The organism is Gilliamella sp. B3022 (assembly GCF_028751545.1).
Taxonomy (GTDB): domain Bacteria; phylum Pseudomonadota; class Gammaproteobacteria; order Enterobacterales; family Orbaceae; genus Gilliamella.
Genome location: NZ_CP071867.1, coordinates 471,318 through 497,764, shown reverse-complemented (window position 1 = coordinate 497,764; position 26,447 = coordinate 471,318). Strand labels below are relative to the sequence as shown.

The following is a 26,447-nucleotide window of genomic DNA, read 5'->3' as shown; positions in this document are numbered from 1 at the left end:
GAGAAGATTTATTATGTCAATTTTAGTTAATAAAGAAACCAAAGTTATCTGTCAAGGATTTACTGGTAGTCAAGGTACTTTCCATTCTGAACAAGCCATTGCATATGGTACAAAAATGGTTGGGGGCGTCACGCCAGGTAAAGGTGGAACAACACATTTAGGTTTGCCAGTCTTCAATACCGTTAAAGAGGCTGTTGCCGCCACCGGTGCTACAGCCACTGTTATTTATGTGCCTGCTGCATTTGGGAAAGATTCCATTTTGGAAGCCATTGATGCTGGGATAAAACTAATCGTTTGTATAACTGAAGGCATTCCAACTTTAGATATGTTAATTGTAAAAGAAAAATTGATACAAAACGACGTAACAATGATTGGACCAAACTGCCCTGGAATTATTGTACCAAACGAATGTAAAATTGGTATTATGCCAGGACATATTCATTTATCAGGCAAAGTCGGGATTGTTTCTCGTTCTGGAACGTTAACTTATGAAGCAGTTAAACAGACAACTGATATAGGTATTGGACAATCTGTTTGTGTCGGTATTGGCGGTGACCCCATTCCTGGAAGCGATTTTGTTTCAATTTTGAAATTACTTGAGCAAGATCCTGATACTGAAATTATTGTTATGATAGGTGAAATTGGTGGTACTGCTGAGGAAGAAGCCGCTGAATATATTAAAAAACATATGACTAAACCCGTTATAGCATACATTGCTGGAACCTCGGCTCCAGCAGGTAAACGTATGGGACATGCTGGTGCAATTATTTCGGGTAACAAAGGGACAGCAAAAGAAAAAACTAAAGCATTATTATCAGCTGGTATCACGATTGTTAGTAATCTTGCTGATATTGGAGATGCTGTAAAAAAACAGTTTGACATATAGTTTTTTGATATTCGTCAATTTTTATTCTTTAAATAATGTTATACAATTGCTAAAATGATGATATAAAATTTGTGGGCATTTAAGGATAAAGGGAACGCTTTATGTTAGATATAGTAGAACTGTCGCGCCTTCAGTTTGCACTCACAGCAATGTATCATTTCATTTTTGTACCATTAACTTTGGGTATGGCATTTATGCTTGCAATTATGGAAACTGTATATGTTGTTAGTGGCAAGCAAATCTGGAAGGATATGACCAAATTCTGGGGTAAATTATTCGGTATTAATTTTGCCGTTGGTGTCGCTACCGGTTTAACCATGGAATTTCAATTCGGTACCAACTGGTCTTATTACTCGCACTATGTGGGGGATATTTTTGGGGCACCTCTTGCAATTGAAGGACTAATGGCATTTTTCTTGGAATCAACGATGGTTGGTTTATTCTTTTTTGGATGGGATAGACTAAGTCGTGGTAAACATTTAATGGTTACTTGGTGTGTGGCGTTTGGTTCAAACTTTTCCGCGCTTTGGATTTTAGTTGCTAATGGCTGGATGCAATTCCCTATTGGTTCAGACTTTAATCCGATAAATTCCCGTATGGAAATGGCTAGTTTCTTTGAATTAGTTACTAATTCTGTTGCTCAATATAAGTTCGTACATACTGTTGCAGCAGGATATTTAACTGGTGCGATGTTTGTTTTAAGTATTAGTTCATATTATCTTCTCAAGAAACGAGATTTACCTTTTGCAAGTCGTTCTTTTGCAGTAGCGGCCATGTTTGGTTTTATTATGTCAATTGTTGTTGCCTTCATGGGCGATGAAGCCGGACACGAATTGTCGACTGTTCAACCTACTAAACTTGCAGCAATTGAAGGTGAGTGGGAAACTCAACCTGCTCCAGCGTCATTTAATGTTATTGCATTTCCATCGCAAAAAAATAAGGAAAATTTATTTGCAATAGAAATTCCGTATCTAATGGGAATCATGACTACACGTTCGCTTGACAAGCAAGTAATTGGTTTAAAAGATATTATTAATGATAATGAAACCAGAATTCGTAATGGTATCTTAGCCTATAGTAATTTGGAAAAAATTCAAAAGGGCGATCAAGATCCCTCTGTTTTTAAAGCCTTTGAAGATAATAAAGCCGATTTAGGATATGGTTATTTGGTTAAACGCTTTACCGATCGTGATAATTTGACGATTCCTGAGGCTACTGAAGAACATATTAAAGCGGCGACCGAAGATTCAATTCCAGCTGTATGGCCTTTGTTCTGGGCATTTAGAGGAATGGTTGGTTTTGGACTATTGATGATTTTAGGCACTGGGCTAGCTTTATGGACAACTTACAAAAACAAAATTGGTCAAAAGCGTTGGTTACATCGTTTACTTCTTATATTGTTACCATCTCCATGGCTTGCTTGTGAATGTGGTTGGTTTGTTGCGGAATATGGTCGTCAACCTTGGGCAATTCAAGATATTTTACCAACTGGGGTCGCCAATTCATCGTTAACACCAGGTGAAGTATTATTTACTATGGTCTTAATTTGTGGTCTATATACGCTATTTCTAGTTGCTGAAATGTACTTGATGTTTAAATTCGCTCGATTAGGACCGAGTTCGTTGGGTACAGGCAATTATTATTACGAAAAAACACAAGCGGTATCAGAATAGGCATAGGGAGTTATACAATGATTGATTACGAAATTGTACGCATCATCTGGTGGCTGTTGATTAGTGTTGTTTTAATCGCTTTTGTTGTCACTGATGGTTTTGATATGGGCGTTGGTATTTTATTACCTTTTATCGGAAAAACCGATACTGAACGTCGTATAATGATAAACGCAATTGCCCCTCATTGGGATGGTAACCAAGTTTGGTTAATTACCGGTGGGGCAGGTATCTTTGCTGCTTGGCCTATGGCTTATGCTGTATCCTTTTCTGGTTTTTATATCGCAATGATTTTAGTGCTATGTGCATTATTTTTTAGACCAATTGGATTTGATTACCGTAGTAAGCTAGAAAATACTAAATGGCGGAATATGTGGGATATTGCTATTTTCTTAGGAAGCTTTGTTCCCGCACTTGTGTTTGGGGTAGCGTTTGGAAACTTATTAGAGGGTGTGCCATTTAGATTTGATAATTCTTATCGTGCCTTTTATGAAGGCTCTTTTTTTGGTCTACTTAATCCATTTGCATTATTAGCGGGTATTGTCAGCTTAATGCTTATGGTTGCCCATGGTGGTGCTTGGTTACAAATGAAGACTTCTGGAGAACTTTATCTTAGAGCTAGAAAAGCAACCCAAGTGGCAAGTTTAATTATGTTAATTGCATTCGTATTGGCTGGTGTTTGGGTTATTTTTGGCATTCATGGTTATGAAATTACTAGTATAATTGATTATAACGGTGTTTCTAACCCGTTAAATAAAACTGTATCAACAGATGTTTCTTGGCTAAAAAATTACATGAATTATCCTATTTTATGGGTAGTACCTGCGTTAGGAGTATTGTTGCCCTTGTTTACCATTTTTTGTTCTAGTTTGAATAAAAATGGGTTAGTATTTTTATCATCTTCATTAACTATTACTTGTGTATTATTTACATATGGTATTGCAACATTTCCATTTGTTATTCCATCAAGCATTATGCCAAATGCTAGTTTAACAATTTGGGACGCAAGTTCTAGTCAATTAACCCTGAATATAATGTTGGGTGTAGTGGCAATATTCTTACCAATCATTCTTTTCTATACATCATGGTGTTATATAAAAATGTTTGGGCGGTTAGATAAAAATCATATTGAAAATAATAAACATTCACTTTATTAAGGATTAATTATGTATTATATCTTATGGTTAGTTGGAGTCATTGCAACTTGCATGCTTGCTGTTGTTACTGGACTTTGGGTTGAGAATTCTAGTAATGAAAAAGAAACGAACAAATAGCGAAGTATACAGAAAAATAAATATAAAGGTGGCAAATTGTCACCTTTTTGATTATTAGTCTGAAATGTGATAAATAATTTACAAATGATAATTGTTTTCATTTAACTATTTTTATATCATAGTGTGCGAATTTTATTTTCAAATATAATATTGCTAATTTTTTTGAAATCAGATTTTAGAATATGAAACAATTCAATTGGAATGCAAGGGTTTATTATGAAGACACAGATGCTGGCGGAGTTGTCTACCATGCTCGGTATCTTGCTTTTTATGAACGCGCTAGGACAGAGATGCTAAGACAGCTTGATATTAATCAACATAAGTTGCTACAAGAAGGTATTGCATTTGTTGTTAAAAAGATGGATATTAGCTACGACTTTCCAGCCCGTTTAGATGACATGCTAACTATCAGCACTCAGGTTGAGCAAATTCGTAAGGCGTCTATTATTTTTAAACAGACTATATTAAATCAGAATAAGCAAATTATCAGCAATGCTGATGTAGTTATTGCTTGTGTTAATATGACTAAAATGAAGCCATGTGCGCTTCCAAAGTTATTAGTTTTGGAGTTTATTTAAGTGGAAAATTTGAATATTATTGATCTATTTTTACAGGCAGGACTTTTGGTACAAGGTGTTATGTTATTATTACTAACATTTTCTGTAATGTCTTGGGCTATTATATTCCAACGCAGTAAAATTCTAGGAAAAGCTAAAAAGCAAATTGATCAATTCGAAAATTGTTTCTGGGCATCTGAAGAGTTGAATATTTTGTTTGATAAAGCAAAATACCATAAAGAAGACATTAGTGGTACAGAACATATTTTTTATTCAGGTTTCAAAGAATTCTCTCGTCTTTACCAAATTAATCCTAATATGCCTGAAGCTGCATTAGATGGCGCATCTCGCTCTATGCGTTTGGCAATGAATCGTGAACTCGATAATTTAGAATTACATATTCCTTTTTTAGGTACTGTAGGTTCAATTAGTCCTTATATTGGCTTATTTGGTACTGTATGGGGAATTATGCATGCATTTATCTCTTTAGGGGCAGTAAAACAGGCAACATTGCAAATGGTTGCACCAGGGATTGCTGAAGCTTTAATTGCAACGGCGATTGGTTTATTTGCTGCTATTCCAGCTGTTCTTGCTTATAATCGTTTAACATTACGTGTAAGCCGAATTGAACAGAGTTACCTTAATTTTATTGATGAATTTTCAGCTATTTTACAACGTCAAGCTGTAGCTGTTAGGAAATAATTATGAGTAGACGTTCACGATATTCAACTAAATCTGAAATCAATATAGTTCCTTTGCTTGATGTATTATTAGTGTTGGTGCTTATTTTTATGGCCACAGCGCCAATTATAAGCCAAAGTGTTGAGGTAGATTTACCTGAAGCATCAGAATCAAAAACAGTATCTCCTGCTGATAATAAACCAATAATCATTGAAGTATCTGGTATTGGTGTATATGCTCTCATTATTGATCAAACTCGTCAATCAGATTTACCTCAGGAGCAAATTATTGCTGAGGTAAAACATCAAATTTCAATAAATGAAAAAGCTGTTTTTTTAGTTGGTGGTGCTAAGAATGTTCCTTACGAAGAAATTATAAAAGCGTTAAATTTATTGCAATCCGCAGGCGTTAAATCAGTTGGCTTGATGACTCAACCAATTTAACTAAGCATAATAATACATAAAAAATATCAGCAATGTCTTATATGAGAAATTCAAAATTAAGTATCCCAATTATAATATCGATTATATTACATTTAATATTAATTATTATTCTTGGTTATCAAGCTATGCAAGAAAAAGATAGTGTAGATTATGGTAAAGAGACTGGTAATAGTATAGATGCTATTATGATCGATCCTTCTGTTATGAGTGATCAACATCAGCGACATTTAAAAACAAAAGAGAGCCAGCAACAAGCTGATAAAAAAAGAGAACAGCAGGTAGCAGATCAAGCTAAAGAATTACAAGAAAAACAACTTGCTGAACAACAATATTTAAAAGACTTAACGAAAGAACGGATTAAAATTGCTGAGCAATTAAAACAACAAGAAGCAGAAAGGATAGCCGCGGAAAAAGCGGCAGCAGAGAAAGCGGCAGCAGAAAGAGCAGCAGCAGAAAGAGCAGCCGCGGAAAAAGCAGCCGCGGAAAGAGCAGCAGCAGAAAGAGCAGCAGCAGAAAGAGCAGCAGCAGAAAGAGCAGCCGCGGAAAGAGCAGCCGCGGAAAAAGCGGCGGCAGAGAAAGCGGCAGTAGAAAGGGCAGCCGCGGAAAAAGCGGCGGCAGAGAAAGCGGCAGTAGAAAGGGCAGCCGCGGAAAAAGCGGCAGCTGAGAAAGCGGCAGCAGAAAGGGCAGCCGCGGAAAAAGCAAGACAGAAGGCAGAACAGGCTAAAAAAGATAAAGCGCTTAATGATCTATTAGGCGGGCTGACTTCTGGCTCTCCAAATTCTCCAAGTAATCTAAGTGGAGCAGCGGCAAGCCGTAGAGGTTCATCCGATGATGAACTAGCTAAATACAAAGCATTAGTGACAAATGCTATAAGTAATAAATTTATAAACCCAGCTAACGTTTATAGTGGCAAAAGTTGTGTTTTACAAATTCAAATAGCGCCGGATGGGCTGTTACTTAATGTTGCCGCTAGTGGAGGTGATGATGCTTTATGTCGTGAAGCGGTTGCTGCTACTAAACTTGCAACAATACCAAAACCAGCAATTGGGCTATATGATAAAGTAAAAAAAATGATTGTTGAATTCCAACCAAAATGATATTGAAATTATTTGTATCAAAAATGTTTTGATTTAAGGCATTCTTAATGGAAATAAATTTTCAACATCTTTTAATAGAGATGTTGAAAATCAATTATTCGTCCTCATATATGTTCTATTCATTCCAAATTTAGTTATTTAAAGTAAGAGAAGGAGCAGAATATGACAACAATAGTCAGTGTTCGCCGTGAAGGGCAAGTGGTTATTGGTGGTGATGGTCAAGTTACACTTGGTGAACGCATTATAATGAAAGGTAATGCACGTAAAGTTCGTCGTTTATATAATAATAAAGTAATTGCGGGTTTTGCTGGTGGTACTGCCGATGCTTTTACACTTTTTGAGTTATTTGAACGTAAACTTGAAATGCACCAAGGCCATTTAACTAAGGCCGCTGTCGAATTAGCCAAAGATTGGCGTACAGACAGAATGTTACGCAAATTAGAAGCATTACTTGCTGTTGCTGATGAAAGTGCCTCACTGATTATTACAGGTACTGGTGATGTTATACAACCAGAAGATGATCTTATTGCCATTGGTTCGGGTGGACCTTACGCTCAATCAGCTGCAAGGGCTTTATTAGATAATACATCATTATCTGCACATGATATCGTACAAAAATCTCTATCAATAGCTGGTGACATTTGTGTTTACACCAATAACTTCCAAACTATTGAAGAGCTCAATTACTAATTAAACTGATTTAAGAGAAATACTATTATGTCTGAAATGACTCCTCGCGAAATTGTAAGCGAATTAAACCAACATATTATAGGACAAGATAAAGCAAAACGTTCTGTTGCAATTGCTTTACGTAATCGCTGGCGTCGTATGCAACTTGATGAAGCATTACGTCATGAAGTCACACCGAAAAATATTCTTATGATAGGACCAACGGGTGTTGGTAAAACAGAGATTGCAAGAAGATTAGCTAAACTTGCTAGAGCTCCGTTCATTAAAGTAGAAGCGACAAAATTTACTGAAGTTGGTTATGTAGGAAAAGAAGTAGACTCAATTATTCGAGATCTAACAGACTCTGCTGTTAAGATGATTCGACAAGAAACTATTGAAAGAAATCGTAACAGAGCTCAAGAACTAGCTGAAGAGCGTATTTTAGATGTACTTGTACCACCGGCTAAAGATGGTTGGGGACAAGTTGAAAATAATAATGATTCAACAGCTCGGCAAGCATTTAGAAAAAAATTACGAGAAGGCGCACTTGACGATAAAGAAATTGAAATTGAAGTAGCTGGTGTTAATATTGGTGTTGAAATTATGGCGCCACCGGGTATGGAAGAGATGACCAGCCAACTCCAATCAATGTTTCAAAATTTAGGCGGTCAAAAAACAAAAGCTCGTAAAATGAAGATAAAAGATGCTTTCAAACAGCTCATTGAAGAAGAAGCAGCAAAATTGGTTAATCCTGATGATCTTAAGCATGAAGCAATTGAAGCTGTTGAACAAAATGGTATTGTGTTTATCGATGAAATCGATAAAGTGTGTAAAAGAGGTAATTCTTCTGGGCCAGATGTTTCGCGTGAAGGTGTTCAGCGTGATTTATTACCACTTGTTGAAGGTTGTACTGTTTCAACTAAGCATGGTTCGGTAAAAACCGATCATATTTTATTTATCGCTTCTGGTGCATTCCAAACAGCAAATCCATCAGACTTAATTCCCGAGCTTCAAGGACGTTTACCAATTCGAGTTGAATTACAAGCATTAACAAGCGAAGATTTCGAAAGAATTTTAACTGAACCTAATGCATCATTAACTGTTCAATATAAAGCGTTAATGGCAACTGAAGGTGTTAATATTGACTTCACTCCTGATGGTATTCGTAAAATTGCTGAGTCAGCCTGGCAAGTAAATGAGCAAAATGAAAATATTGGTGCTCGTAGATTGCATACTGTTCTTGAACGTCTAATGGAAGAAGTCTCATTTGATGCAAGTGAACTTAGTGGTAAAACAGTTACTATTGATGCTAAATATGTAAGTGACCATTTAGATAAACTTGTGGCGGATGAGGATCTTAGTAAGTTTATTCTATAGTAAATAGAGTAAAACGGTACTAACAATAAAAAAGGTGAGTTTAACTCACCTTTTTTATTATATTGATTAATTAATTTATCTTATTATTTACTCAATAGATTTTCTAACATATCGACGGCTTTTTGCTTTGAATTCGATTTCGAGTCATCTTTTGAATTTCGATTCTCTAGTTTATTGCGAAATTTATCTAAACTTTCTTGTAACTTATCATTAAAAATATCTTTAATCACTTGACCTAAATCAAGCTGATAATGAAGTTTTGAAAATTCCCCATAAATATGCATTGGTATTACTAGCTTTTGTAGCTTTGCAATAGTTTCGCTTTTTCCGTTCCATCCACCAAGAATTTTAACATTCATGTTAATATCGAGATCTTTTTGAATCATACCAACTCTGCCTGAGCCTTCAACCACTTCAAGGGTTGGTGAAAGCGCATTCAATGTTGTTAATTCTAGATCCCCTTTATTGAAATAGGCAGTCGTACTGATTTTAGAAAATTCTGTATAATTTTTCAGATTTTCAGTTGATGAAACATCTTTGATATATTTAGTTGCAGCATTTTCAATAATATTATTGATATTAATTTTGTTTAATTTTGCGTTGGATATATTGATTGATAAGTTACCTTTTAAGCTTTCTAATAATTTATTTGCGGATAATGTACTTAGCTCTATATCTCCGTTCGCATTAAATAATCCTTCTAAATCATTTGGTGTTTCCATCTGGTTGAAGAATGTATTGAGATCAATATTACTAATTTTTGGAATTAACTTGATTTGAGTATATTTTTGTTTACCATTTGCCATACCGGTAGCAGCTATGTGCCCTTTGGCGAAGTCAGCACTGATATTTTGAATTGTTGCTACTCCATCATTATTGACTAAAGCAACATTGATATTATTGAATATCATATTATTAACATTTAATTTTTTAATGTCTAATTTTGCTTTAGCATTAAAATTATTAAGGAAGTTTAGTTCATTATCGACATTTATAACATTAGATACAACGGGCGGAGTTTGTTGTATTGTAATGTTTTGATTTGTTTTTTTATCTTTGTCTTTCTGTATAAAAGGTGTGAAATTTAATTCATTACTCGCTATCGTTAAATCTATATAAGGTTTTTTATCAAAATTTGCATTAAAAGAGCCTGAAAAATAATTTTCATTAGCAGAAAAAGATAAATCTTTACTCATTAATTGTTTTGAATTGTGATAATAATCAATTACTCCTTTCAAATTGCCTTTCAATTCTTTGGCTGAAAGGTCAATCCCTTTATAAATGTAATTAAATTTCTTTAAATCAATTATGGCTTTTTCTGGAAATAAAGCTAAATCGACATCAGCATTAGCCACATAGGAAAAATCTTGCTGGTTACGGTCGATATTGCCTTTAACATCAATGGCAATTTTTTTATCTGTTTTTTGAGTGATAGCAAGATTAATATTTCTAAAATTAATGAAATCGTCTTTATTTTGTAAAACAACAGTGCTATCAGACACTTCAAGTTTATTTAAAGTGAATGCCCATTTTGATGAGTCTTTTTGCTGCTTAGTTTGGGAAGTTTGATTTTCATCTGTAGTTGTTTGTTGTTGAGCTTTATGTTTGTAAACTTGTCCTTTACTTTCATCGGTAATATTGATAATAGCGGATTTTATAAAAACATTTTTGACCGTTAATTTTTTTGAAAATAAAGGAAACAGTTCTACATCAAGGCGCATATTATCTGCTGTTAAAATTGGTTTTTTGGCATCAATATCTGATAATTTAACTGAATCAGTTAATATGCTAACTTGTGGCCAAATGTGCCATCGTAAATTACCATCAATAGTTAATTCATAACCTGTTTTATCTTTAACGGTATTAGAAATAAATCCTCTATAATTATTAGGATCAACAAAAACAATAAGAGATACAATACCAATGGCAGAAAGTAGGATTAAAATTAAAAGAGTAACTAATATTTTTTTGATCATGTTAATATTCCTTCAGAATAAAAACTACTGGGTGATTTAGTCTTTATCAATACGGCTAGCAACTGCGCCATGTTGATCTTTATATTTTGCATCTTGTCTACTATTATACGGTCTAGCTGCTGGACCCGTTAGTGTTTCAAAGCTAAGTGCTCCTATTGTCATTCCTGGTCTAAGAGCTAATGGTATTTTTCCGGAATTAAAAAACTCTAGCACAATTTGTCCTTGCCAGCCAGGATCGATACGATGGGCTGTAACGTGTACCATAAGCCCAAGTCTGGCAAGGGATGAGCGCCCATCTAACCAGCCAACTAAATCATTAGGAATTGTAACTGATTCCAAAGTCACGGCTAATGCTAACTCACCAGGATGAAGGTAAAATGCATCACCTTCAGATAATACAATTTCATCACTCATCACTTTTTCTAAAACCGCAGATACTTGTTCTTTAGGACCGCTTAAATCAATATAAGGTGTAGTATGTTCCCTAAATGTACGAAATTTATTGCCTAATCTTACATCAATAGTTGCACCATTGATGCAGTTTTGTGCGGGCTGAGGGGTTATTTTTAATTTACCATTTTGTAAATACGTTTCGATATCTCGATCGCATAATCTCATGAGTTATCCTTAATGCAACTTATATTAGTTTATTCTAACAGGTTCTTTTAATGTCGTCGATGTTCGTAAATTAAGGTTTTATCAACCATACTCGTCCATAGTGATTGTAAAAACCAGCTAGTGCGCCTGGTTTTTCACCAATCCCGAGATAAAGATCAAAGTGTTGACCTTTTATAGCTCCCCCTACATCTAGTGCTACCATTAATCGCGTCTCTCTTTTACCTCGATGCTGACCATCTTGATCAAGAAGAGGAACATCGGCTAATATCACTGAGCCAATGGGAATTAATGTCTTATCAGAAGCAACCGATGCATTTGCAATTAAGGGGATGGATGCTGCACCTTTTACTTCTGCATTATATTTTGGTTCAAAAAATACAAAAGAACGATTTTGAATCAGTAATTTTTTAAGATTTTCTTCGCTTTTATTTTCAGACCAATCTTTTATTGCTTGCATTGACAATTCTTCTTTTTTTATTTCACCTTGTTTTACTAACAATTGCCCAATACTTGAGTAGCTATAACCATTTTTACCCGCATAACTGAAAAATACTAAAGGATTGCCATCTTCAAAATCAATATAAGCACTTCCCTGAACTTCCATAATAAAGTTGTCCATTAGAGAGTTACTGTAAGCTATCTCCAACCCTTTATCGGCTAATGCGCCATTATAAATTTGTTCGCGGCTAGGCAATTGCCCTTTAGTTATTGCTGGCATTTTATAAATAGGATATTTGAATTCTAATGTTGGGGTATGTCTTGCTTTGATGACAGGTGTATAATAACCAGTGAAATGTACATTACCATAGCCATCTTGTCCAGCCAACCCATAACTATTTAATCCGACTTTAAGAAGTTCATCGAAATCTAATAAGTTAGTAATCCAGTTATTAATAGCGGTATAAATATGTTCATTTTGACGATACAACTCCGGGGATGAAGATTCAATCTTTGCAATCTGAATAACATAATCGGATATGTTAACAGGATAACTCAAATGGGTAGGTGATACATTAAAAGGTAAGAGCAACTTACCATCGCTGTATTGTTGATCTTGTTTAGTATTTTTATTTAAATTGCTTTGACAGCCAGTTGATACTGATAAGATAATCAAAATAAATAAGACTGATAAATAAAAGCAATGGTTATTTTGTTTCATATTAATCATTTATTATAATAAGTTATAAAGGATAGTTGGTTATGCTACACAATTCTATTATAAGAAACTATAGATAATTATTATGAATCCATAAAAAGTTTTCATAACAATTCAGCTTGCGATTTGATTCTATAGACTTTATAGTCTCATACTCTTTGAATCGGAAAATTGTGAAAATAAAAGGTAATAATAGCAATGAGCATTAAATCCTCTAACCATGATCTAAAGCGAAACCTTTCTAACCGACATATCCAATTAATTGCCATTAGTGGTGCAATCGGTACAGGCTTATTTATGGGGTCAGGTAAAACGATAAGTCTCGCTGGACCTTCGATCGTTTTGGTATATATGGTTATTGGTTTTATCCTGTTTTTTGTTATGCGTGCAATGGGTGAAATACTTCTTTCTAATTTGAAGTATAAATCCTTTAGCGATTTTGCCAATGACCTTTTAGGTCCTTGGGCTGGTTTTTTTACCGGCTGGACTTATTGGTTTTGCTGGGTTATTACCGGAATTGCAGACGTTGTTGCCATTGCGGGGTATTCACAACACTGGTTTCCTGAGTTACAGTCGTGGATACCGATGTTTTTGACGGTTATTTTATTATTAACCTTAAATTTATTGACCGTAAAAATGTTTGGTGAGACAGAATTTTGGTTTTCAATGATTAAAATTGTTGCGATTGTAGGATTAATTGCCATTGGAGTTATGCTAATTTTAATCTCATTTCATTCCACTCAAACTGATACAACAGCAGCATTTTCAAATCTATGGGAATATGGTGGCTTCTTTCCTAATGGTACTATAGGCTTTTTTGCCGGTTTTCAAATTGCAATTTTTGCTTTTGTAGGGATTGAGCTGGTTGGTACTACCGCCGCAGAAACCGTCGATCCAGATAAAAATTTGCCACGAGCAATTAATTCTGTGCCTGCTCGAATTATCTTTTTCTATGTGTTTTCTCTAATCATAATTATGAGTGTTACACCTTGGATATTTATTTCACCAAATAAAAGTCCGTTTGTTGAATTATTTAGCTTAATAGGATTACCGGCTGCGGCAAGCGTTATTAATTTTGTCGTACTGACTTCAGCAGCTTCTTCGGCTAATAGTGGTATTTACTCAACGAGTCGTATGTTATTTGGACTTGCAAAAAAACAAGATGCGCCAGAGCCTTTCGGAAAGTTGTCAAGTCGCTCGGTTCCAGCTAATGGTTTGTGGTTTTCTTGTCTTTGCTTATTTGGTGGAGTGGTATTGATTTATCTTGTGCCTAATGTGATGGAGGCATTTACCATAGTTACGACTATCTCAGCTATTTTATTTATGTTTATTTGGTCAATGATTTTAATTTCCTATATTGCTTATCGTCGTAAGAAAGCAGATTTGCATGAACAATCTAGCTTTAAAATGCCTGGCGGTATTTTGATGTGCTTTGTCTGTTTGGTCTTTTTTGCATTTATGATTGTGTTGCTTACATTAGAGAAAGATACTTGTCAAGCTTTAATTGCAACACCTATTTGGTTTATGATATTGGGTGTAAGTTATTATATTCGTTCATTAAAAAGACAATAATGTAAATTAAATATATTGGCAGGGTCTCCTGCCAATTCCAGTTCAATTACTCATTATTTTTTTCTGGCCAGATAAAGCTGGCAATAATACCTAGGACTAAAATTCCTAAAACGATATAAAGGCTAAAGGTTGGGCTTATATCAAGTCCGTAACCAAACAGGTGATTACTGGCGTTTAAAGCTAATTTACCAGCAATAAAAAATAGTAAACAGATGACTGCTTTACCAAGATGAACTAAATATTGTCGCATAGCTTCTAAGACAAAATACATCGTTCTCAGTCCTAAAATAGCAAAAATCATGGCACTATACACAATTAATGGTTCTTGACTAACCGCAATCACCGCTGGGACTGAGTCAAAAGCAAACATAACATCACTGAGTTCAATAACAACAATACATAGAAATAGCGGTGTTGCATAGACGGCACTTTTAGAAATTTTGCCAACTAAATCGTTGTTTTCTGGTTTTGCTAGTTCGGTATCGAGTTGTTTTTGAGTTAATAAAAAAGTGTGCCCTACAATTTTAGGATAAGAAGGAAAAATATGTTTTGCTATGCGAAAGGCGATATGATGGGAGTAATCTTTAATTTCTTCATCTCTATTATGATTTTTTAGCATCATTATTCCCGTAAAAGCAACCATAACTGAGAAAACTAATTCCATCCATGGACCTAAAGATAATAAGCTTGTTCCAATTATTACAAATATTGCTCGGAAAATAATGGCACCAATAACTCCCCAGTAAAGCAAGCGATGACGGTAATTATTGGGGACGGTAAACCATGAAAAAATGGCCATAATAACAAACAGATTATCGACAGATAATGCTTTTTCAAGTATATAACCAGTTATAAATAAACTTGCTGTTGTACTACCATGATGAATATATAGAAATAAAGCAAAACATAATGCAACAGCTATCCAAAAAATTGACCATCCAATTGCATTTTTTAAACTGATAGGTTTATCATTATGGTGAGCATATAAGTCGATAATAATTGCAGTTAGGGATAACCCAACAAATACTAATACTGTTTCTACTGGAAATCCTAATGAGTGTTGAATCATATTTATGACACCTAGTTATAATATTGATACACAGATAATTTGGGAAATTGGAACTGTTTTATATAAACGGTACTATGTAAGTATAAAAGTGATATAGTATATATTGCTAGCTAAATCAAAAAAAGTTATATTTGAAAAAAACCATTGACTATTATAGTTAAATAACATTTTGAGCCAATTTTCATGAATAATATCAGGATAATTATTTTATGTATTCTTCTTTTTCTATCAGGATTATTACATGCACAGTCAATAGAACCTTATTTATCAACGTTACCTAAAGGAAGTGATTTATCTATTTTAGTTCAATCTGTTGGTAGTAATCCGAAAACATTAGCAAAATATAAGAGTGATCAATTTAAACAACCAGCTAGTACTCAAAAAGTTATTACCGCTTTAGCTGCACAGCTTGAATTAGGGGGTGATTTTCGCTTTAAAACTCTTATGAAAACTAATGGTTCAATAAGTAATAAGCAGTTAAATGGGGACCTTATCATACAATTAAGTGGGGATCCTACTTTCTCTAGTGATAGATTAAAAATAATGCTTACTGAACTGCACCAAAAAGGTATTGAAAAAATTGCTGGAAATATCATTTTAGACACTTCAGTCTTTGCCAGTCATGATAAAGCTGCGGGTTGGTCATGGAATAATTTAACCGCTTGTTATAATGCACCTCCCTCAGCTGCAATCATAAACGATAATTGTTTTTATGCAACAGTTATACCAGGAAAGGTGGGCTCTAAAGCATCTGTTTCAGTATCATCTAATATTCCAGTAGTGGTATCTGCTGATATCAAAACGATTTCCACTAATAGTAAAGATTTGAATGATAAATATTGTGAGTTAGATGTGAGTTATTCGGATAAAAATCGTTATTACCTATCAGGATGCATTGCTTCAGGTAATAATAAAATACCATTAAAATTTGCGGTACTTGATGGAGCAGCTTATTTTTCTGCAATTTTAAAAAAAGAGCTTAAATTACAAAAAATCGTTCTTAATGGTAAAATTTTAGAGAAAAATAAAAAAAATAATTCACAACTGATTTTACTCACTTCCAGTCAATCAGTCCCACTTTCTGAAATACTGACTGTTATGCTCAAAAAATCAAATAATTTATATGCAGATGCTATTTTTAGAACTCTTGGGGTACATTATTACAATATAGCAGGGACTTGGCGTAATAGTAGTGATGCAGTCAAACAAATTTTACTAACGAAAGCCGGTATTAATCTTGAAAATTTAGTCATTGTTGATGGATCGGGATTATCCCGATTAAACTTAGTTAGTGCAGACAAATTAATGGAAATATTACAATATATTTCAGCGAATAATGAGCAGTTAGGAATTATTGAAATGCTACCGATTGCTGGAGTTGATGGTACTTTGCAAAATCGTAAAAGTTTTAATCAAATCCCATTTAAGGAAACCATTCGAGCCAAAACGGGTTATATTCAAGGTAGTTATAATCTGGCTGGATTTATTCAAAAGAACGATGGTAAATATTTGGCGTTTGTGCAGTTATTATCAGGATATCATGCTGATACACGAGGAGAACCAAAAAATGGTGCAATAATGCGATTTGAATCAGAGTTTTATAAAAATTTTATTAACTGATTGACTAACTCATCAAGGGCACATATTAGTACTTAATCTTATATGTGTCCTATCACTCTTTGTTGTAATAGATTGATGTTTACACATTTTCCCCTAAGAATCCACCACTTTGATGTTTCCATAGTTGAGCGTATAGTCCATTTTTATCGAGCAACTCTTTGTGAGTTCCTTGCTCAATAATTTTACCTTGATCAAGTACAACTAATCTATCCATTGCTGCGATAGTTGATAACCGGTGAGCAATGGCAATAACGGTTTTGCCTTCCATTAAAGTATATAAACTTTCTTGAATTGCTTGTTCAATTTCAGAATCCAGTGCGCTGGTAGCTTCATCCAATAATAGAATGGGAGCATTTTTTAATATTACTCTGGCAATTGCAATGCGCTGCCGTTGTCCACCTGATAATTTTATGCCTCTCTCTCCTACAAATGCGTCATAGCCTGTTCGACCATTTGCATCAACAAGTGTTTGAATAAAGCTATCAGCATGAGCTTTTTTCGCTGCTGTAATCATCTCTTCTTCAGTGGCTTGACTGTTGCTATAGATCAAGTTTTCTCGTACAGAGCGATGTAATAGGGATGTATCTTGAGTTACCATACCAATTTGAGCACGTAAGCTTTCTTGAGTAACAGTTTTGATATCTTGTCCATCAATAATAATTTTACCACTTTGTAAATCATAAAAGCGTAATAATAAATTAATAAGTGTAGATTTCCCTGCTCCAGAACGACCGACTAAACCTATTTTTTCACCTGAATTAATTGTTAAATCCAAATCTTGAATGGTTGACTTTTGTCTGTTGATATCATAATTGAAATTAATGTGTTTAAACTCTATTTTACCTTGCTTAACAATAAGTTCTGTTGCATTTGGTTGATCGTGAGCAGTTTTAGTTGAAGAAAATGTATTGATGCCATCTTTTACTACACCAATATTTTCAAATAGAGCAGCAAGTTCCCACATGATCCAGTGAGAAAAACCATTCAATCGTAATGCGACGGCGGTAGTTGTGGCAATTGCTCCAATGCCAATTAATTGATCGGTCCATAACCATAAAGCAATACCAGTCGTGCAAAGTATCAACGTAATAGATAATATATGGTTTACAATTTCAAAACTGCTGACTAAACGCATTTGCTGATTAACGGTAACTAAAAACTCATCCATTGATTCTTGAGCGTATTTGGCTTCATTACCTGCATGTGAGAACAGTTTAACGGTCATGATATTGGTATAAGCATCGGTGACTCTTCCGGTCATGGTAGAACGCGCGTCTGCCTGCATGCTAGCAACTTTACTTAAGCGTGGAATAAAGTAGTACATCGCAATCCCATAAAGCACACCCCAACCAAGAAAAGGCATTAATAACCAAGGATCTAATTGCCCAATAACAGCCGCCATAGCAATAAATGAAATAAGAACATAGATAAAAATATCCGCGACTAAAAAACAAGTATCTCTAACAGCAAGGGATGTTTGCATCACTTTTGCTGATATTCTCCCAGCAAATTCATCTTGGAAAAAGCGCATACTTTGGTTAAGAACCAATCTATGCAAATTCCAACGCATTCTCATTGGAAAATTTCCGGCGAGACATTGATGTTTAATAATCGTTTGTAAACTAATGATCAGTGTGCTTGCTAAAATTATTATAGCCAGAATAATTAATGTTGTTTTTTCTTGCTGCCAAAATTTAGATGGTTCAGCGTCTGCGAGCCAGTCGACCACTTTACCTAATGCTGCAAATAAAAAAGCTTCGAAAGCACCACTTAATCCACTCAATAAGATTAATAATAGCATAAATATGCGAGTGCCTTTGGTTGACTGCCATATAAAACTAAAAAAGTTTTTAGCCGCCGGTTGAGGAGCATCTTTAGGATAAGGCGACACCAATTTTTCAAAAAATCGATACATAAAAGACCTAATTATTAAAATGATATTTGTTTGGTAAATATATTAGTGATATTGGAATACAAGTTTAGGGTTAATAGATATCAATTATTCTAACATCCAATTTTATGTGAAATTTTAAATAAACATTGCTTAACTATCTACCTATCATGAAATAAGTTATGAATATAAAAAATAGTGAGGAAAGATCTGATTAATATTTCCCCACATCAGCAATTATATATTGAAAAACAGAAGATTTCTATTTATTAAATTTAGAAGACGTCTTTAATTATTTGTACAACACGACCAACGATATTGTACTTATCAAAATGTGCTTTAGGTACTTCAATTGTTGGATATTGATTATTGTTACATATTAAAATCCAACTGCTCAGCGTTAGACGAATTTTTCTTAATAGGGTGAAATTTTCATATTCGATTAAATATATCGCTCCATCAATAATTTCAGTGATATCCGTGTTTATAATAAGTCCATTATTATTTTCAATTTCAGGAGACATTAAATCACCTTTTGCCCAATAGAGAATTAATTTTTTTATGTCTAAACCACGATGGGATGCCCAGCCTTCTACAACTGGGTAATTCATTACTGGCGGTGTTTCACGAATAAAACGTTGATATTGTGCTTCTTCTTTTGTCGGTAATTGTTTTTTATAAACAGGAATACGATATATATTTTCATTATATACATCATCATCATCATCTTTGGGATCAAATACTTCAAGTCTGTAACCTGTTGCAAGCCAGTTAAATGAAACATTACATTTTTCAGCTATTACCTCTAAACGAGTAAGTGAGGGATAAGTTTTTCCTGATAAATAATCCCTGATAACAGTTTCTGACATATCACATTTCTTCGCAAAAGCAGAAACAGATAAACCTTGCATCGAGTTGTATAGTCTGTCTTTGAAGGTTTTGACATTTTTATTTTTGATCATATTCATTTCTGTCTCGTTTTTCTTTTTTCATCCGTTCGCTAATTATAGAGCATATTTTTTAAGTTTTATATACATGGTATTGGGAATAATATGTGTTTAATGTGTTTTTCTTCGGTTTAACGTTTTTTGTGCGAGTTATAATATTGTGAAAAATGTTTTTTTGCGTTTTAAGATAGTTGTACCGATATTTAGAAAAAAATTGATGAATGATATTTTTCGGTTTAAATCTGTTGTTTTGTGTCTTGTTTATGCTATTTTTATGGTTAATAACATTTTTTTATTTTATTTTTGATTTTAATCTAATTAGCGGAATGGCTAAATTTTAGTATCAATTTGATTTAATATTATGATTTTTAATGTTTTATTCTTGTTTTTAATGATTCGTTTTTATAAAACAAAAAAACAAATAAAAACGTTGACTGAAGCGAAAAAAAATGGATAATAAGCAGTGTAAGGATTTTTCATTGTTTTCTTTCCTTATATTCCTTATATTTCATGTTGGCCTGTATAGTTTATACAGGTCTTTTTTTTATTCGTAATCTAGTTATGAAATCCTTTCACAAAAAGAGTATAATGATACCTCATTAAAACTTGCGTCTAAGAAAATGTTTAAATAGATAAGAGTAGTTAAGTAAGAGGGTTTTATTATGTCATTTAGTATCCCACACCTTTTAGTGTTTCTTGCCGTGGTCGTTTTAGTATTTGGTACTAAAAAATTGCGTAATTTAGGTTCAGATCTTGGTTTTGCATTAAAAAGCTTTAAAAAAGCGATGAATGATGATAGTGAATTAAAAAAAGATAATAAGTAGCCACTGATCTTATGAATACTTATTTTGATGTTGCCATTGTTGGTGGTGGCTTAGTTGGGCTAGCTACGGCTTGTGCACTTAGTCAATATGATTTAAAGATTGCGATTATCGATGCTAGGGTTCATTGCTATGAATCTTTTCCTCACCACGAAATAGGCGTTAGAGCTTCAGCAATTAATGGTGCTAGCCAAAGGTATTTGTCTAAAATAGGCATTTGGAGCGATTTATTCAATAGTCATCGTGTACAAGAATTTACCGAAATAGGTGTATGGGAAAAAAACGGTTTAGCACATCTTTCAGCTCATGCAAAAGATTATGGGTATCCTAATCTTGGTTATATTATCGAAAATAATCTAATTTCTCACTGTTTGTATCAATTTGCTGAAGAAAATCACAATATAACAATTTTTAATCTCACAGCCATTGATAATACTTATAATGCCGATTATGCTTTTTTAACTTTATCTGATAATACTATTTTACAAGCTAAACTGATTGTTGGTGCTGATGGTGCACACTCTTGGTTGCGAAACCACGAAAAAATTTCAGTTTTTGAACGTAATTATCTTCATCATGCATTAATTACAACAGTTGAGACTCAATATCCCCATCAGTCTTGTGCCAAACAAATTTTTTATCCAAATGGTATTGTTGCGTTTTTACCACTTTGGCAAGAAAATAAAAGTTGTTTAGTATGGTCAACTAAACCTGATCAAACAACAATGTTAACCTCGCTTTCTGAATATAAGTTTTGCCAAGAATTGTTTAAATTAACCGATGATAAAATAGGCAAATGCCAAGTAATTAATAAACGTACGGTGTTTCCTTTGAAAGCGCGTTTGGCTAGACAATTTATTAAACATCGATTAGTGTTAATTGGTGATGCAGCACATACTATTCATCCTCTAGCAGGGCAAGGAGTGAATTTAGGTTTTCAGGATTCTGCTTTATTAGTTTCGACCATTAAACAGTTACATGATAAACAAAAAGATTTTGGACTTGCTGAAAATTTAAAATCTTTTCAATTCACTCGTCGTAAAGATACGTTAGTAATGTTAACTGCGATGAGAACTATTCAAGATATGTTTCATGGTGATAATATATTGAAAAAAACGCTAAGAACTATCGGTATGAATGCTATAGATAATTGTTCACCATTGAAAAAACAACTTATTAAATATGCAATGCATATTTAATTTTATCTGAGTATTGAAATCCTGTAATGTGTTTACAGGATTTTATTCAAAGTCGAATTATTTGAAAGCAACTTGATAAGGTGCTGGTACAAATGGTGAAGATGGTACATGTATTGCCCAATAAGGATCATTTAATAATCCTCGTCCAATAGCGATTAGATCAGCATCACCAGTACTTAATACATAATCTGCTAGGTAAGGATCTTCTAGCATGCCAACAGTGATTACTGGTAAATTGATTGCTTGTTTGATCGCCCGAGCAAGATATACTTGATATCCAGCATGAAACAGTGGTGTATGAGCTGGATCTAATTGACCATCGCCGCCGCCACTTACATCTAAAATATCAGCTCCTGCATCAGCAAAGCGTTTTGCTATTTGGCGCCCATATTCTATATCATATCCATCTTTACTATATTCTTGCGCTGAAAAACGGATAATAAGTGGCATATTGCTAGGCATGACAGATTTAGCTGCTTTTATAACTTGTTCACCAAATAATAATTTATCCTGACCATATTCATCGGTTCTATGATTCGTTTTTGGGGAACTGAATTGATGAATTAAATATCCGTGCGCACCATGAATTTCAATGGCATCAAAACCTGCTTCAACGGCTCGTTTTGTTGACTCTTCAAATTTTTTAATAATATCTTTGATTTCATCTTTTGATAATTCTCTTGGCATTTGATATTGCCATTTAGAATTGGCTTCGTTTGAACCATCGTAAAGAATAGGTGAACAAGATACAACATCTGAAGCACCTAAAGCTTTTCGACCGGCATGAGCAATTTGAATGGCAATTTTACCATTTTGAGCATGTACAGCATCTACAATGCGTTTAAATTGATCACGCTGATCATCGTTCCATAACCCAAGACAATTAGGTGAAATACGTCCATTAGGAGCGACATTTGTCATCTCAACAATAATTAAACCTACACCACCAATTGCTCGAGATACATAGTGAATAAAATGCCAATCATTAGGCATACCATCGGTTGCTTGATATTGGCACATAGGGGGCATTACAATACGATTTTTTAATGATAAATTTTTGATGATGAAGGGAGTATTAAGAAAAGAGATTGTCGCCATAAATGACTCCTTAGGTAACTTAATAAAAGTATTAAATTAATTTATATATCAGTAAAAGTAAATATCAACATCATGATTTAATTGAGTTCAAAATAGTTTTCCATTGTCAATGATTGAATAGCTTTAACAAACATGCAAAAAAATGTGATAGCTTGTTCCATTTACTTAATAATAACTTTTTTATTATCAGTTTTCATTTACCCTCAACGTTCAACGCTTTTATGTTGAGGGATAATAATTTTGTTTTTACTTAAAGTCAAAATTAAACGATATTTTAAATATCAATTAGTTTGTAAAAAAGTTTTAGGTTCACTATACGTTTTTGTATAAAATATCCAACAAATGATGCCCATGAGTCCCAAAATTGTTCCTGATATTACAATTGCTATCCATCCATAATGGCTAAATAAATAAGTAGAACCGATTGAACCAAGCATTCCACCAACAAAGTAAAATATCATATAACCAGTATTCATTCTGCTACGGGCATCAGGCCTTATTTGATAAATTGCACTCATATTTGAAACATGTGTAACTTGAACTGAAAAATCTAATAGAATTACTCCCAATACTAAAGCAATGATTGAGTATTGAGCCAATGAAAGTGGTAACCATGATATGAGCAATAAACATAATCCTATTGTGGTAGCAAGTCTACCTTTACCTTTGTCTGATAATTTACCCACTATAGGCGAACCTAGTGCACCAGCCGCTCCTGCAATTCCGAATAGACCTATAATAAAGTCGGAATAGTGATAAGGTTCATTACTTAATAAAAAGGCAAGAGGTGTCCATAATAAAGAAAAAAGTGCAAATGATATAATGGCTAATAACGAACGAATTCTGAGGATGGGTTCTTGTTTGTACAATGAACCAATTGAGCATAATAATTGAAAGTAGTTTATATTAACCGTATTACGGTAACTAGGCAGTGAAATCCAGAGAGATAGCGTAACTATAGACATAATACCTGTTGCAATCCAATAGACATAATGCCAATCGGAAAGAGTTGAAATAGCGCCGGCAAAGGATCTACCCAATAAAATTCCCATTAACATTCCACTCATTAATGTACCAACAATTTTACCGCGTTGTTGAGGTTTTGATAAAGTTGCCGCAAAAGGAATTAAAACTTGTGCAACGGTTGAAAATAGTCCTGTTATGGATGTACCTATTATTAGCATCCATAAGTTGTTTGACAAAGCACTAATCATAAGCCCAAAAGTGCATAATATCATTAAAATAATAATTAATCGTTTTCGTTCAAATTTATCGCCAAGCGGTGTGATAAAAAGTAAACCAACAGCATAGCTTAACTGTGCTACCATTATAATTAAGCCGGCATGATCAACTGCAATATTCAAATCATGAGTAATTGAATGTAGTAGTGGCTGAGCATAATAATTGCTGGCAATAGTGATACCAATTGCAAATGCCATTAAAAAAACTAACCAGTTTGTTAAATCTTGAGATTGTTTGCAATGCATAAAAAATAAATGTAACAAAATATAATGGCTGATTATACATTAAATAAATTTGCTTCTGCTTGACAGTAATGTTAAGCAGATTGTTTCAATAAGTTATAAACGGGTGTAGCGAGTCCTATTTTTGCATTATTTGATTCAAGTTTATACCAATAGCCAGAAGATTCGTCCCAACATTTTATAATATTGGTAATAACACAATAAATTGGCGTAATATTCAAATGAAAATGGCTAAATGTATGTCTGAATGTGTTTAACTGTTTAGGTTCAGTCGTAATAATTCCCCTTTTTTCTAACCACTCTTTTGGATCTTGATCATTTGAAAATTCTGGTAGGCAATATAAGCCTCCCCATATACCTAACGGAGGTCTTTTTTCTAACCAAATAGAACGATTATATTCTAACATCAAAAAATAGGCGGTTTTTTCTGGCTTGGTTGTCTTCGTTTTTTTTGTTGGATATTGTTGCCAACTTTCTGTCTTATAAGCAATACAATCTTTATGCAATGGGCATAGTGTGCATTTAGGTTTAGTACGAGTACAAACCATCGCACCAATATCCATCATTGCTTGATTGAATTTGGCAATATTTTGTTTCGGTGTAACCTGTTCACTTAATTGCCAAAGTTTATTTTCGACTGTTTTATTACCAGGCCATCCTTCAACAGCAAAATATCGAGTTAAAACACGTTTTACATTACCATCTAAAATTGGGTAATGCTGATTTTGTGAAAGCGATAAAATTGCTCCAGCTGTTGAACGGCCAATTCCTGGTAATGCCACTACATCGTCAAATTGACTCGGAAATAATCCATTAAACTTATTATTAATAATTTGTGCCGCTTTATGTAAGTTACGAGCACGGGCATAATAACCTAGCCCTGTCCAAAGATGTAATACATCATCAATAGGTGCTTTTGCTAAATCCGTTATTTTAGGAAATAACTTAATAAAACGGTTAAAGTAGGGGATAACAGTTGCAACTTGTGTTTGTTGCAACATTACTTCAGATAGCCACACATGATAAGACGTTTTTTCGATCTGCCATGGTAGCGTTTTTCTGCCATACTTTTCATACCATTTTAATACAGCTTTTGCAAAGGGAGAGATGGTTACAGTCATTACATTACAGCAGTAATTGAGTTATTTGGATAACAACCGAGCACTTTTGTATATAGAGTGATTTTAGCTAGCTGTTTTAATGCATTTTGCATTTCCTCGGAATAAAGATTACCTTGTAGGTCGATATAAAACATCTCTTCCCATGGCGTACCGTGAATTGGACGAGATTCAAGTTTCGTCATGACAATATTGTGATTCCGTAACACAGATAGAGCATCAACGAGTGCGCCTGCTTGCTGGCCTGTTTTCATTAGTATGGTCGTTTTAGCTGGGATTTGATCGGATACTTGAACTGGTTTACGAGATAAAACTATAAATCGCGTTATATTCTCTTTTTGATTTGCAAAACTATGTTCAAGAACTTGTAATCCATAAAGTTCGCCGCCATCTTTATTACCCATAGCAGCGAAATTAGGTTTGTTTGACTTAGCGACCATTTCCATAGCTGATGATGTACTATCACAAAAGACAATCTTCCAATGCGGATATCCTTCCAAAAAATAAGAACATTGTTGGAATGGTTGTGGATGACTATATACAGTATCAATTTGATCTAATTGGGTATTTGGGATAGCTAAAATACAGTGATCAATTGGTAGTGATAGCTCTCCAATAATGTGTAAATTCGTTTTTTGTAGTAAATCATAAATTTCGTTAATGGATCCAGAACTTGAGTTTTCAATTGGTACAATACCATAATCAACAATGCCTTTTTCTATTTGTTCGAAAACATCTTTAAAAGTAGCACAACTGGATTCAACGATTTGCTCTAAATGAGCACTAGCATAGCGGCGAGCAGCCGTATGAGAATAAGATCCTATGGGACCTAAAAAGGCAATTTTTGCGGTCGAGATAGCGCCATAATTCAGTTTTTCTTGTAGAATTTTTTGTTGTAAAAGCACAGAATCTTCAATAATTATTTGATATAAATGTTTGATAAAAATCTCATCGAGATGATGTTTTTTGCCATGTTCAATTAATGATTTAATCAATGAACGTTCACGCTCCAAGTCGCGTACAGGTATGTTTGCCTGAATTTTAGTATCAATGACTTGTGTTGAAAGCTCTCGACGTTTAGCAATAAGTTCTAAGAGAGTCTGATCCAGTTCGTTAATTTTATCTCGTAAAGGTAATAAAGGGTTTACTTTCATTTTTATTAGATTTTTTTAAAGGTTAATAATATTATAACAAGCTATATAAATAAAGGTACTACTTAAAGTA

24 protein-coding genes are annotated in these 26,447 nt (G+C 33.9%); 14 read left to right on the top strand and 10 right to left on the bottom strand.

Going from position 1 to position 26,447, the window contains the following annotated elements; all coding sequences use genetic code 11:
- Positions 1-13: 13 nt before the first annotated feature.
- The 10 genes from sucD (at position 14) to hslU (ending at position 8,654) form a co-directional block, all read left to right on the top strand.
- Complete coding sequence (gene sucD / locus J4T76_RS02155) at positions 14-886, top strand: succinate--CoA ligase subunit alpha (RefSeq protein WP_267339482.1); 873 nt, start codon at positions 14-16, stop codon at positions 884-886.
- Positions 887-987: 101 nt separating this feature from the next.
- The gene (locus tag J4T76_RS02150; RefSeq protein WP_267345220.1) at positions 988-2,559 is read left to right on the top strand and encodes a cytochrome ubiquinol oxidase subunit I; all 1,572 of its coding nucleotides are present in this window, start codon (positions 988-990) and stop codon (positions 2,557-2,559) included.
- A 17-nt stretch (positions 2,560-2,576) separates the two neighbouring features.
- A complete protein-coding gene (gene cydB / locus J4T76_RS02145) occupies positions 2,577-3,713 on the top strand; it encodes a cytochrome d ubiquinol oxidase subunit II (protein WP_267339480.1) in 1,137 nt (378 codons plus the stop codon).
- A gap of 9 nt (positions 3,714-3,722) precedes the next feature.
- Positions 3,723-3,830, top strand: a complete 108-nt coding sequence (locus tag J4T76_RS02140) for a cytochrome bd oxidase small subunit, CydX/CbdX family (protein WP_267339479.1) — start codon at positions 3,723-3,725, stop codon at positions 3,828-3,830.
- A gap of 182 nt (positions 3,831-4,012) precedes the next feature.
- Positions 4,013-4,408, top strand: coding sequence for a tol-pal system-associated acyl-CoA thioesterase (ybgC, locus tag J4T76_RS02135; RefSeq protein WP_267345221.1), 396 nt, complete (start codon positions 4,013-4,015; stop codon positions 4,406-4,408).
- On the top strand, positions 4,409-5,089 hold the full coding sequence (gene tolQ, locus J4T76_RS02130) for a protein TolQ (protein WP_267339477.1): 681 nt from the start codon (positions 4,409-4,411) through the stop codon (positions 5,087-5,089). It begins immediately after the preceding gene.
- Between the two features lie 2 nt (positions 5,090-5,091).
- The gene (gene tolR / locus J4T76_RS02125; protein ID WP_267339476.1) at positions 5,092-5,511 is read left to right on the top strand and encodes a colicin uptake protein TolR; all 420 of its coding nucleotides are present in this window, start codon (positions 5,092-5,094) and stop codon (positions 5,509-5,511) included.
- A 41-nt stretch (positions 5,512-5,552) separates the two neighbouring features.
- Positions 5,553-6,608, top strand: a complete 1,056-nt coding sequence (gene tolA / locus J4T76_RS02120; protein ID WP_274460508.1) for a cell envelope integrity protein TolA — start codon at positions 5,553-5,555, stop codon at positions 6,606-6,608.
- Between the two features lie 162 nt (positions 6,609-6,770).
- On the top strand, positions 6,771-7,298 hold the full coding sequence (gene hslV, locus J4T76_RS02115) for an ATP-dependent protease subunit HslV (RefSeq protein WP_267339474.1): 528 nt from the start codon (positions 6,771-6,773) through the stop codon (positions 7,296-7,298).
- A gap of 27 nt (positions 7,299-7,325) precedes the next feature.
- Positions 7,326-8,654, top strand: a complete 1,329-nt coding sequence (gene hslU, locus J4T76_RS02110; protein ID WP_267339473.1) for an HslU--HslV peptidase ATPase subunit — start codon at positions 7,326-7,328, stop codon at positions 8,652-8,654.
- Between the two features lie 83 nt (positions 8,655-8,737).
- Here hslU and asmA read toward each other — a convergent pair whose 3' ends face one another.
- From asmA to mltA, 3 genes are all read right to left on the bottom strand, one after another.
- Positions 8,738-10,630: an outer membrane assembly protein AsmA gene (asmA, locus tag J4T76_RS02105; protein ID WP_267339472.1), complete on the bottom strand. Its 1,893-nt coding sequence runs from the start codon at positions 10,628-10,630 to the stop codon at positions 8,738-8,740.
- A 36-nt stretch (positions 10,631-10,666) separates the two neighbouring features.
- Positions 10,667-11,248, bottom strand: coding sequence for a dCTP deaminase (dcd, locus tag J4T76_RS02100; protein ID WP_267339471.1), 582 nt, complete (start codon positions 11,246-11,248; stop codon positions 10,667-10,669).
- 70 nt (positions 11,249-11,318) lie between these two features.
- On the bottom strand, positions 11,319-12,407 hold the full coding sequence (gene mltA, locus J4T76_RS02095) for a murein transglycosylase A (protein ID WP_267339470.1): 1,089 nt from the start codon (positions 12,405-12,407) through the stop codon (positions 11,319-11,321).
- A 195-nt stretch (positions 12,408-12,602) separates the two neighbouring features.
- Here mltA and cycA point away from each other — a divergent pair, with 195 nt between their 5' ends.
- The gene (gene cycA / locus J4T76_RS02090; RefSeq protein ID WP_267339469.1) at positions 12,603-13,976 is read left to right on the top strand and encodes a D-serine/D-alanine/glycine transporter; all 1,374 of its coding nucleotides are present in this window, start codon (positions 12,603-12,605) and stop codon (positions 13,974-13,976) included.
- A gap of 46 nt (positions 13,977-14,022) precedes the next feature.
- On the opposite strand, the gene J4T76_RS02085 is transcribed toward cycA, so the two are convergent.
- Positions 14,023-15,045: a TerC/Alx family metal homeostasis membrane protein gene (locus J4T76_RS02085; RefSeq protein ID WP_267355730.1), complete on the bottom strand. Its 1,023-nt coding sequence runs from the start codon at positions 15,043-15,045 to the stop codon at positions 14,023-14,025.
- Positions 15,046-15,228: 183 nt separating this feature from the next.
- Between J4T76_RS02085 and dacB the strand changes: the two genes are divergently transcribed.
- Entirely contained in the window at positions 15,229-16,665 is a 1,437-nt protein-coding gene (gene dacB / locus J4T76_RS02080; RefSeq protein WP_267354454.1) for a serine-type D-Ala-D-Ala carboxypeptidase, read from the top strand.
- A 79-nt stretch (positions 16,666-16,744) separates the two neighbouring features.
- Here dacB and J4T76_RS02075 read toward each other — a convergent pair whose 3' ends face one another.
- Both J4T76_RS02075 and J4T76_RS02070 read right to left on the bottom strand, forming a co-directional pair.
- Entirely contained in the window at positions 16,745-18,580 is a 1,836-nt protein-coding gene (locus J4T76_RS02075) for an ABC transporter ATP-binding protein (protein ID WP_267339466.1), read from the bottom strand.
- Between the two features lie 251 nt (positions 18,581-18,831).
- On the bottom strand, positions 18,832-19,524 hold the full coding sequence (locus J4T76_RS02070; protein WP_267339465.1) for a LexA family transcriptional regulator: 693 nt from the start codon (positions 19,522-19,524) through the stop codon (positions 18,832-18,834).
- Positions 19,525-20,165: 641 nt separating this feature from the next.
- Here J4T76_RS02070 and tatA point away from each other — a divergent pair.
- Positions 20,166-20,327 carry a twin-arginine translocase TatA/TatE family subunit gene (gene tatA, locus J4T76_RS02065; RefSeq protein ID WP_416380321.1) on the top strand — a complete coding sequence of 54 codons (162 nt, stop codon included), beginning with the start codon at positions 20,166-20,168 and terminating at the stop codon, positions 20,325-20,327.
- 11 nt (positions 20,328-20,338) lie between these two features.
- Positions 20,339-21,523, top strand: coding sequence for an FAD-dependent monooxygenase (locus J4T76_RS02060; protein ID WP_267339464.1), 1,185 nt, complete (start codon positions 20,339-20,341; stop codon positions 21,521-21,523).
- Between the two features lie 57 nt (positions 21,524-21,580).
- Here the strand turns inward: J4T76_RS02060 and J4T76_RS02055 are convergent, their stop codons facing one another.
- From J4T76_RS02055 to pheA, 4 genes are all read right to left on the bottom strand, one after another.
- Complete coding sequence (locus J4T76_RS02055; protein WP_267355728.1) at positions 21,581-22,621, bottom strand: NADH:flavin oxidoreductase/NADH oxidase; 1,041 nt, start codon at positions 22,619-22,621, stop codon at positions 21,581-21,583.
- A 281-nt stretch (positions 22,622-22,902) separates the two neighbouring features.
- A complete protein-coding gene (locus tag J4T76_RS02050) occupies positions 22,903-24,060 on the bottom strand; it encodes an MFS transporter (RefSeq protein WP_267339462.1) in 1,158 nt (385 codons plus the stop codon).
- A gap of 119 nt (positions 24,061-24,179) precedes the next feature.
- Positions 24,180-25,226, bottom strand: coding sequence for an A/G-specific adenine glycosylase (mutY, locus tag J4T76_RS02045; protein ID WP_267354453.1), 1,047 nt, complete (start codon positions 25,224-25,226; stop codon positions 24,180-24,182).
- On the bottom strand, positions 25,226-26,377 hold the full coding sequence (pheA, locus tag J4T76_RS02040) for a bifunctional chorismate mutase/prephenate dehydratase (protein WP_267339460.1): 1,152 nt from the start codon (positions 26,375-26,377) through the stop codon (positions 25,226-25,228). The genes mutY and pheA overlap by 1 nt, the downstream gene beginning before the upstream one ends.
- Between the last annotated feature and the right edge of the window lie 70 nt (positions 26,378-26,447).

Excerpts from the sequence above, each read along its gene's own strand:
- sucD (WP_267339482.1), top strand. The coding sequence starts at position 14 with ATGTCAATTTTAGTTAATAAAGAAACCAAAGTTATCTGTCAAGGATTT.
- J4T76_RS02150 (WP_267345220.1), top strand. The coding sequence starts at position 988 with ATGTTAGATATAGTAGAACTGTCGCGCCTTCAGTTTGCACTCACAGCA.
- cydB (WP_267339480.1), top strand. The coding sequence starts at position 2,577 with ATGATTGATTACGAAATTGTACGCATCATCTGGTGGCTGTTGATTAGT.
- J4T76_RS02140 (WP_267339479.1), top strand. The coding sequence starts at position 3,723 with ATGTATTATATCTTATGGTTAGTTGGAGTCATTGCAACTTGCATGCTT.
- ybgC (WP_267345221.1), top strand. The coding sequence starts at position 4,013 with ATGAAACAATTCAATTGGAATGCAAGGGTTTATTATGAAGACACAGAT.
- tolR (WP_267339476.1), top strand. The coding sequence starts at position 5,092 with ATGAGTAGACGTTCACGATATTCAACTAAATCTGAAATCAATATAGTT.
- tolA (WP_274460508.1), top strand. The coding sequence starts at position 5,553 with ATGAGAAATTCAAAATTAAGTATCCCAATTATAATATCGATTATATTA.
- hslV (WP_267339474.1), top strand. The coding sequence starts at position 6,771 with ATGACAACAATAGTCAGTGTTCGCCGTGAAGGGCAAGTGGTTATTGGT.
- hslU (WP_267339473.1), top strand. The coding sequence starts at position 7,326 with ATGTCTGAAATGACTCCTCGCGAAATTGTAAGCGAATTAAACCAACAT.
- asmA (WP_267339472.1), bottom strand. The coding sequence starts at position 10,630 with ATGATCAAAAAAATATTAGTTACTCTTTTAATTTTAATCCTACTTTCT.
- dcd (WP_267339471.1), bottom strand. The coding sequence starts at position 11,248 with ATGAGATTATGCGATCGAGATATCGAAACGTATTTACAAAATGGTAAA.
- mltA (WP_267339470.1), bottom strand. The coding sequence starts at position 12,407 with ATGAAACAAAATAACCATTGCTTTTATTTATCAGTCTTATTTATTTTG.
- cycA (WP_267339469.1), top strand. The coding sequence starts at position 12,603 with ATGAGCATTAAATCCTCTAACCATGATCTAAAGCGAAACCTTTCTAAC.
- J4T76_RS02085 (WP_267355730.1), bottom strand. The coding sequence starts at position 15,045 with ATGATTCAACACTCATTAGGATTTCCAGTAGAAACAGTATTAGTATTT.
- dacB (WP_267354454.1), top strand. The coding sequence starts at position 15,229 with ATGAATAATATCAGGATAATTATTTTATGTATTCTTCTTTTTCTATCA.
- J4T76_RS02075 (WP_267339466.1), bottom strand. The coding sequence starts at position 18,580 with ATGTATCGATTTTTTGAAAAATTGGTGTCGCCTTATCCTAAAGATGCT.
- J4T76_RS02070 (WP_267339465.1), bottom strand. The coding sequence starts at position 19,524 with ATGAATATGATCAAAAATAAAAATGTCAAAACCTTCAAAGACAGACTA.
- tatA (WP_416380321.1), top strand. The coding sequence starts at position 20,166 with ATGTCATTTAGTATCCCACACCTTTTAGTGTTTCTTGCCGTGGTCGTT.
- J4T76_RS02060 (WP_267339464.1), top strand. The coding sequence starts at position 20,339 with ATGAATACTTATTTTGATGTTGCCATTGTTGGTGGTGGCTTAGTTGGG.
- J4T76_RS02055 (WP_267355728.1), bottom strand. The coding sequence starts at position 22,621 with ATGGCGACAATCTCTTTTCTTAATACTCCCTTCATCATCAAAAATTTA.
- J4T76_RS02050 (WP_267339462.1), bottom strand. The coding sequence starts at position 24,060 with ATGGCATTTGCAATTGGTATCACTATTGCCAGCAATTATTATGCTCAG.
- mutY (WP_267354453.1), bottom strand. The coding sequence starts at position 25,226 with ATGACTGTAACCATCTCTCCCTTTGCAAAAGCTGTATTAAAATGGTAT.
- pheA (WP_267339460.1), bottom strand. The coding sequence starts at position 26,377 with ATGAAAGTAAACCCTTTATTACCTTTACGAGATAAAATTAACGAACTG.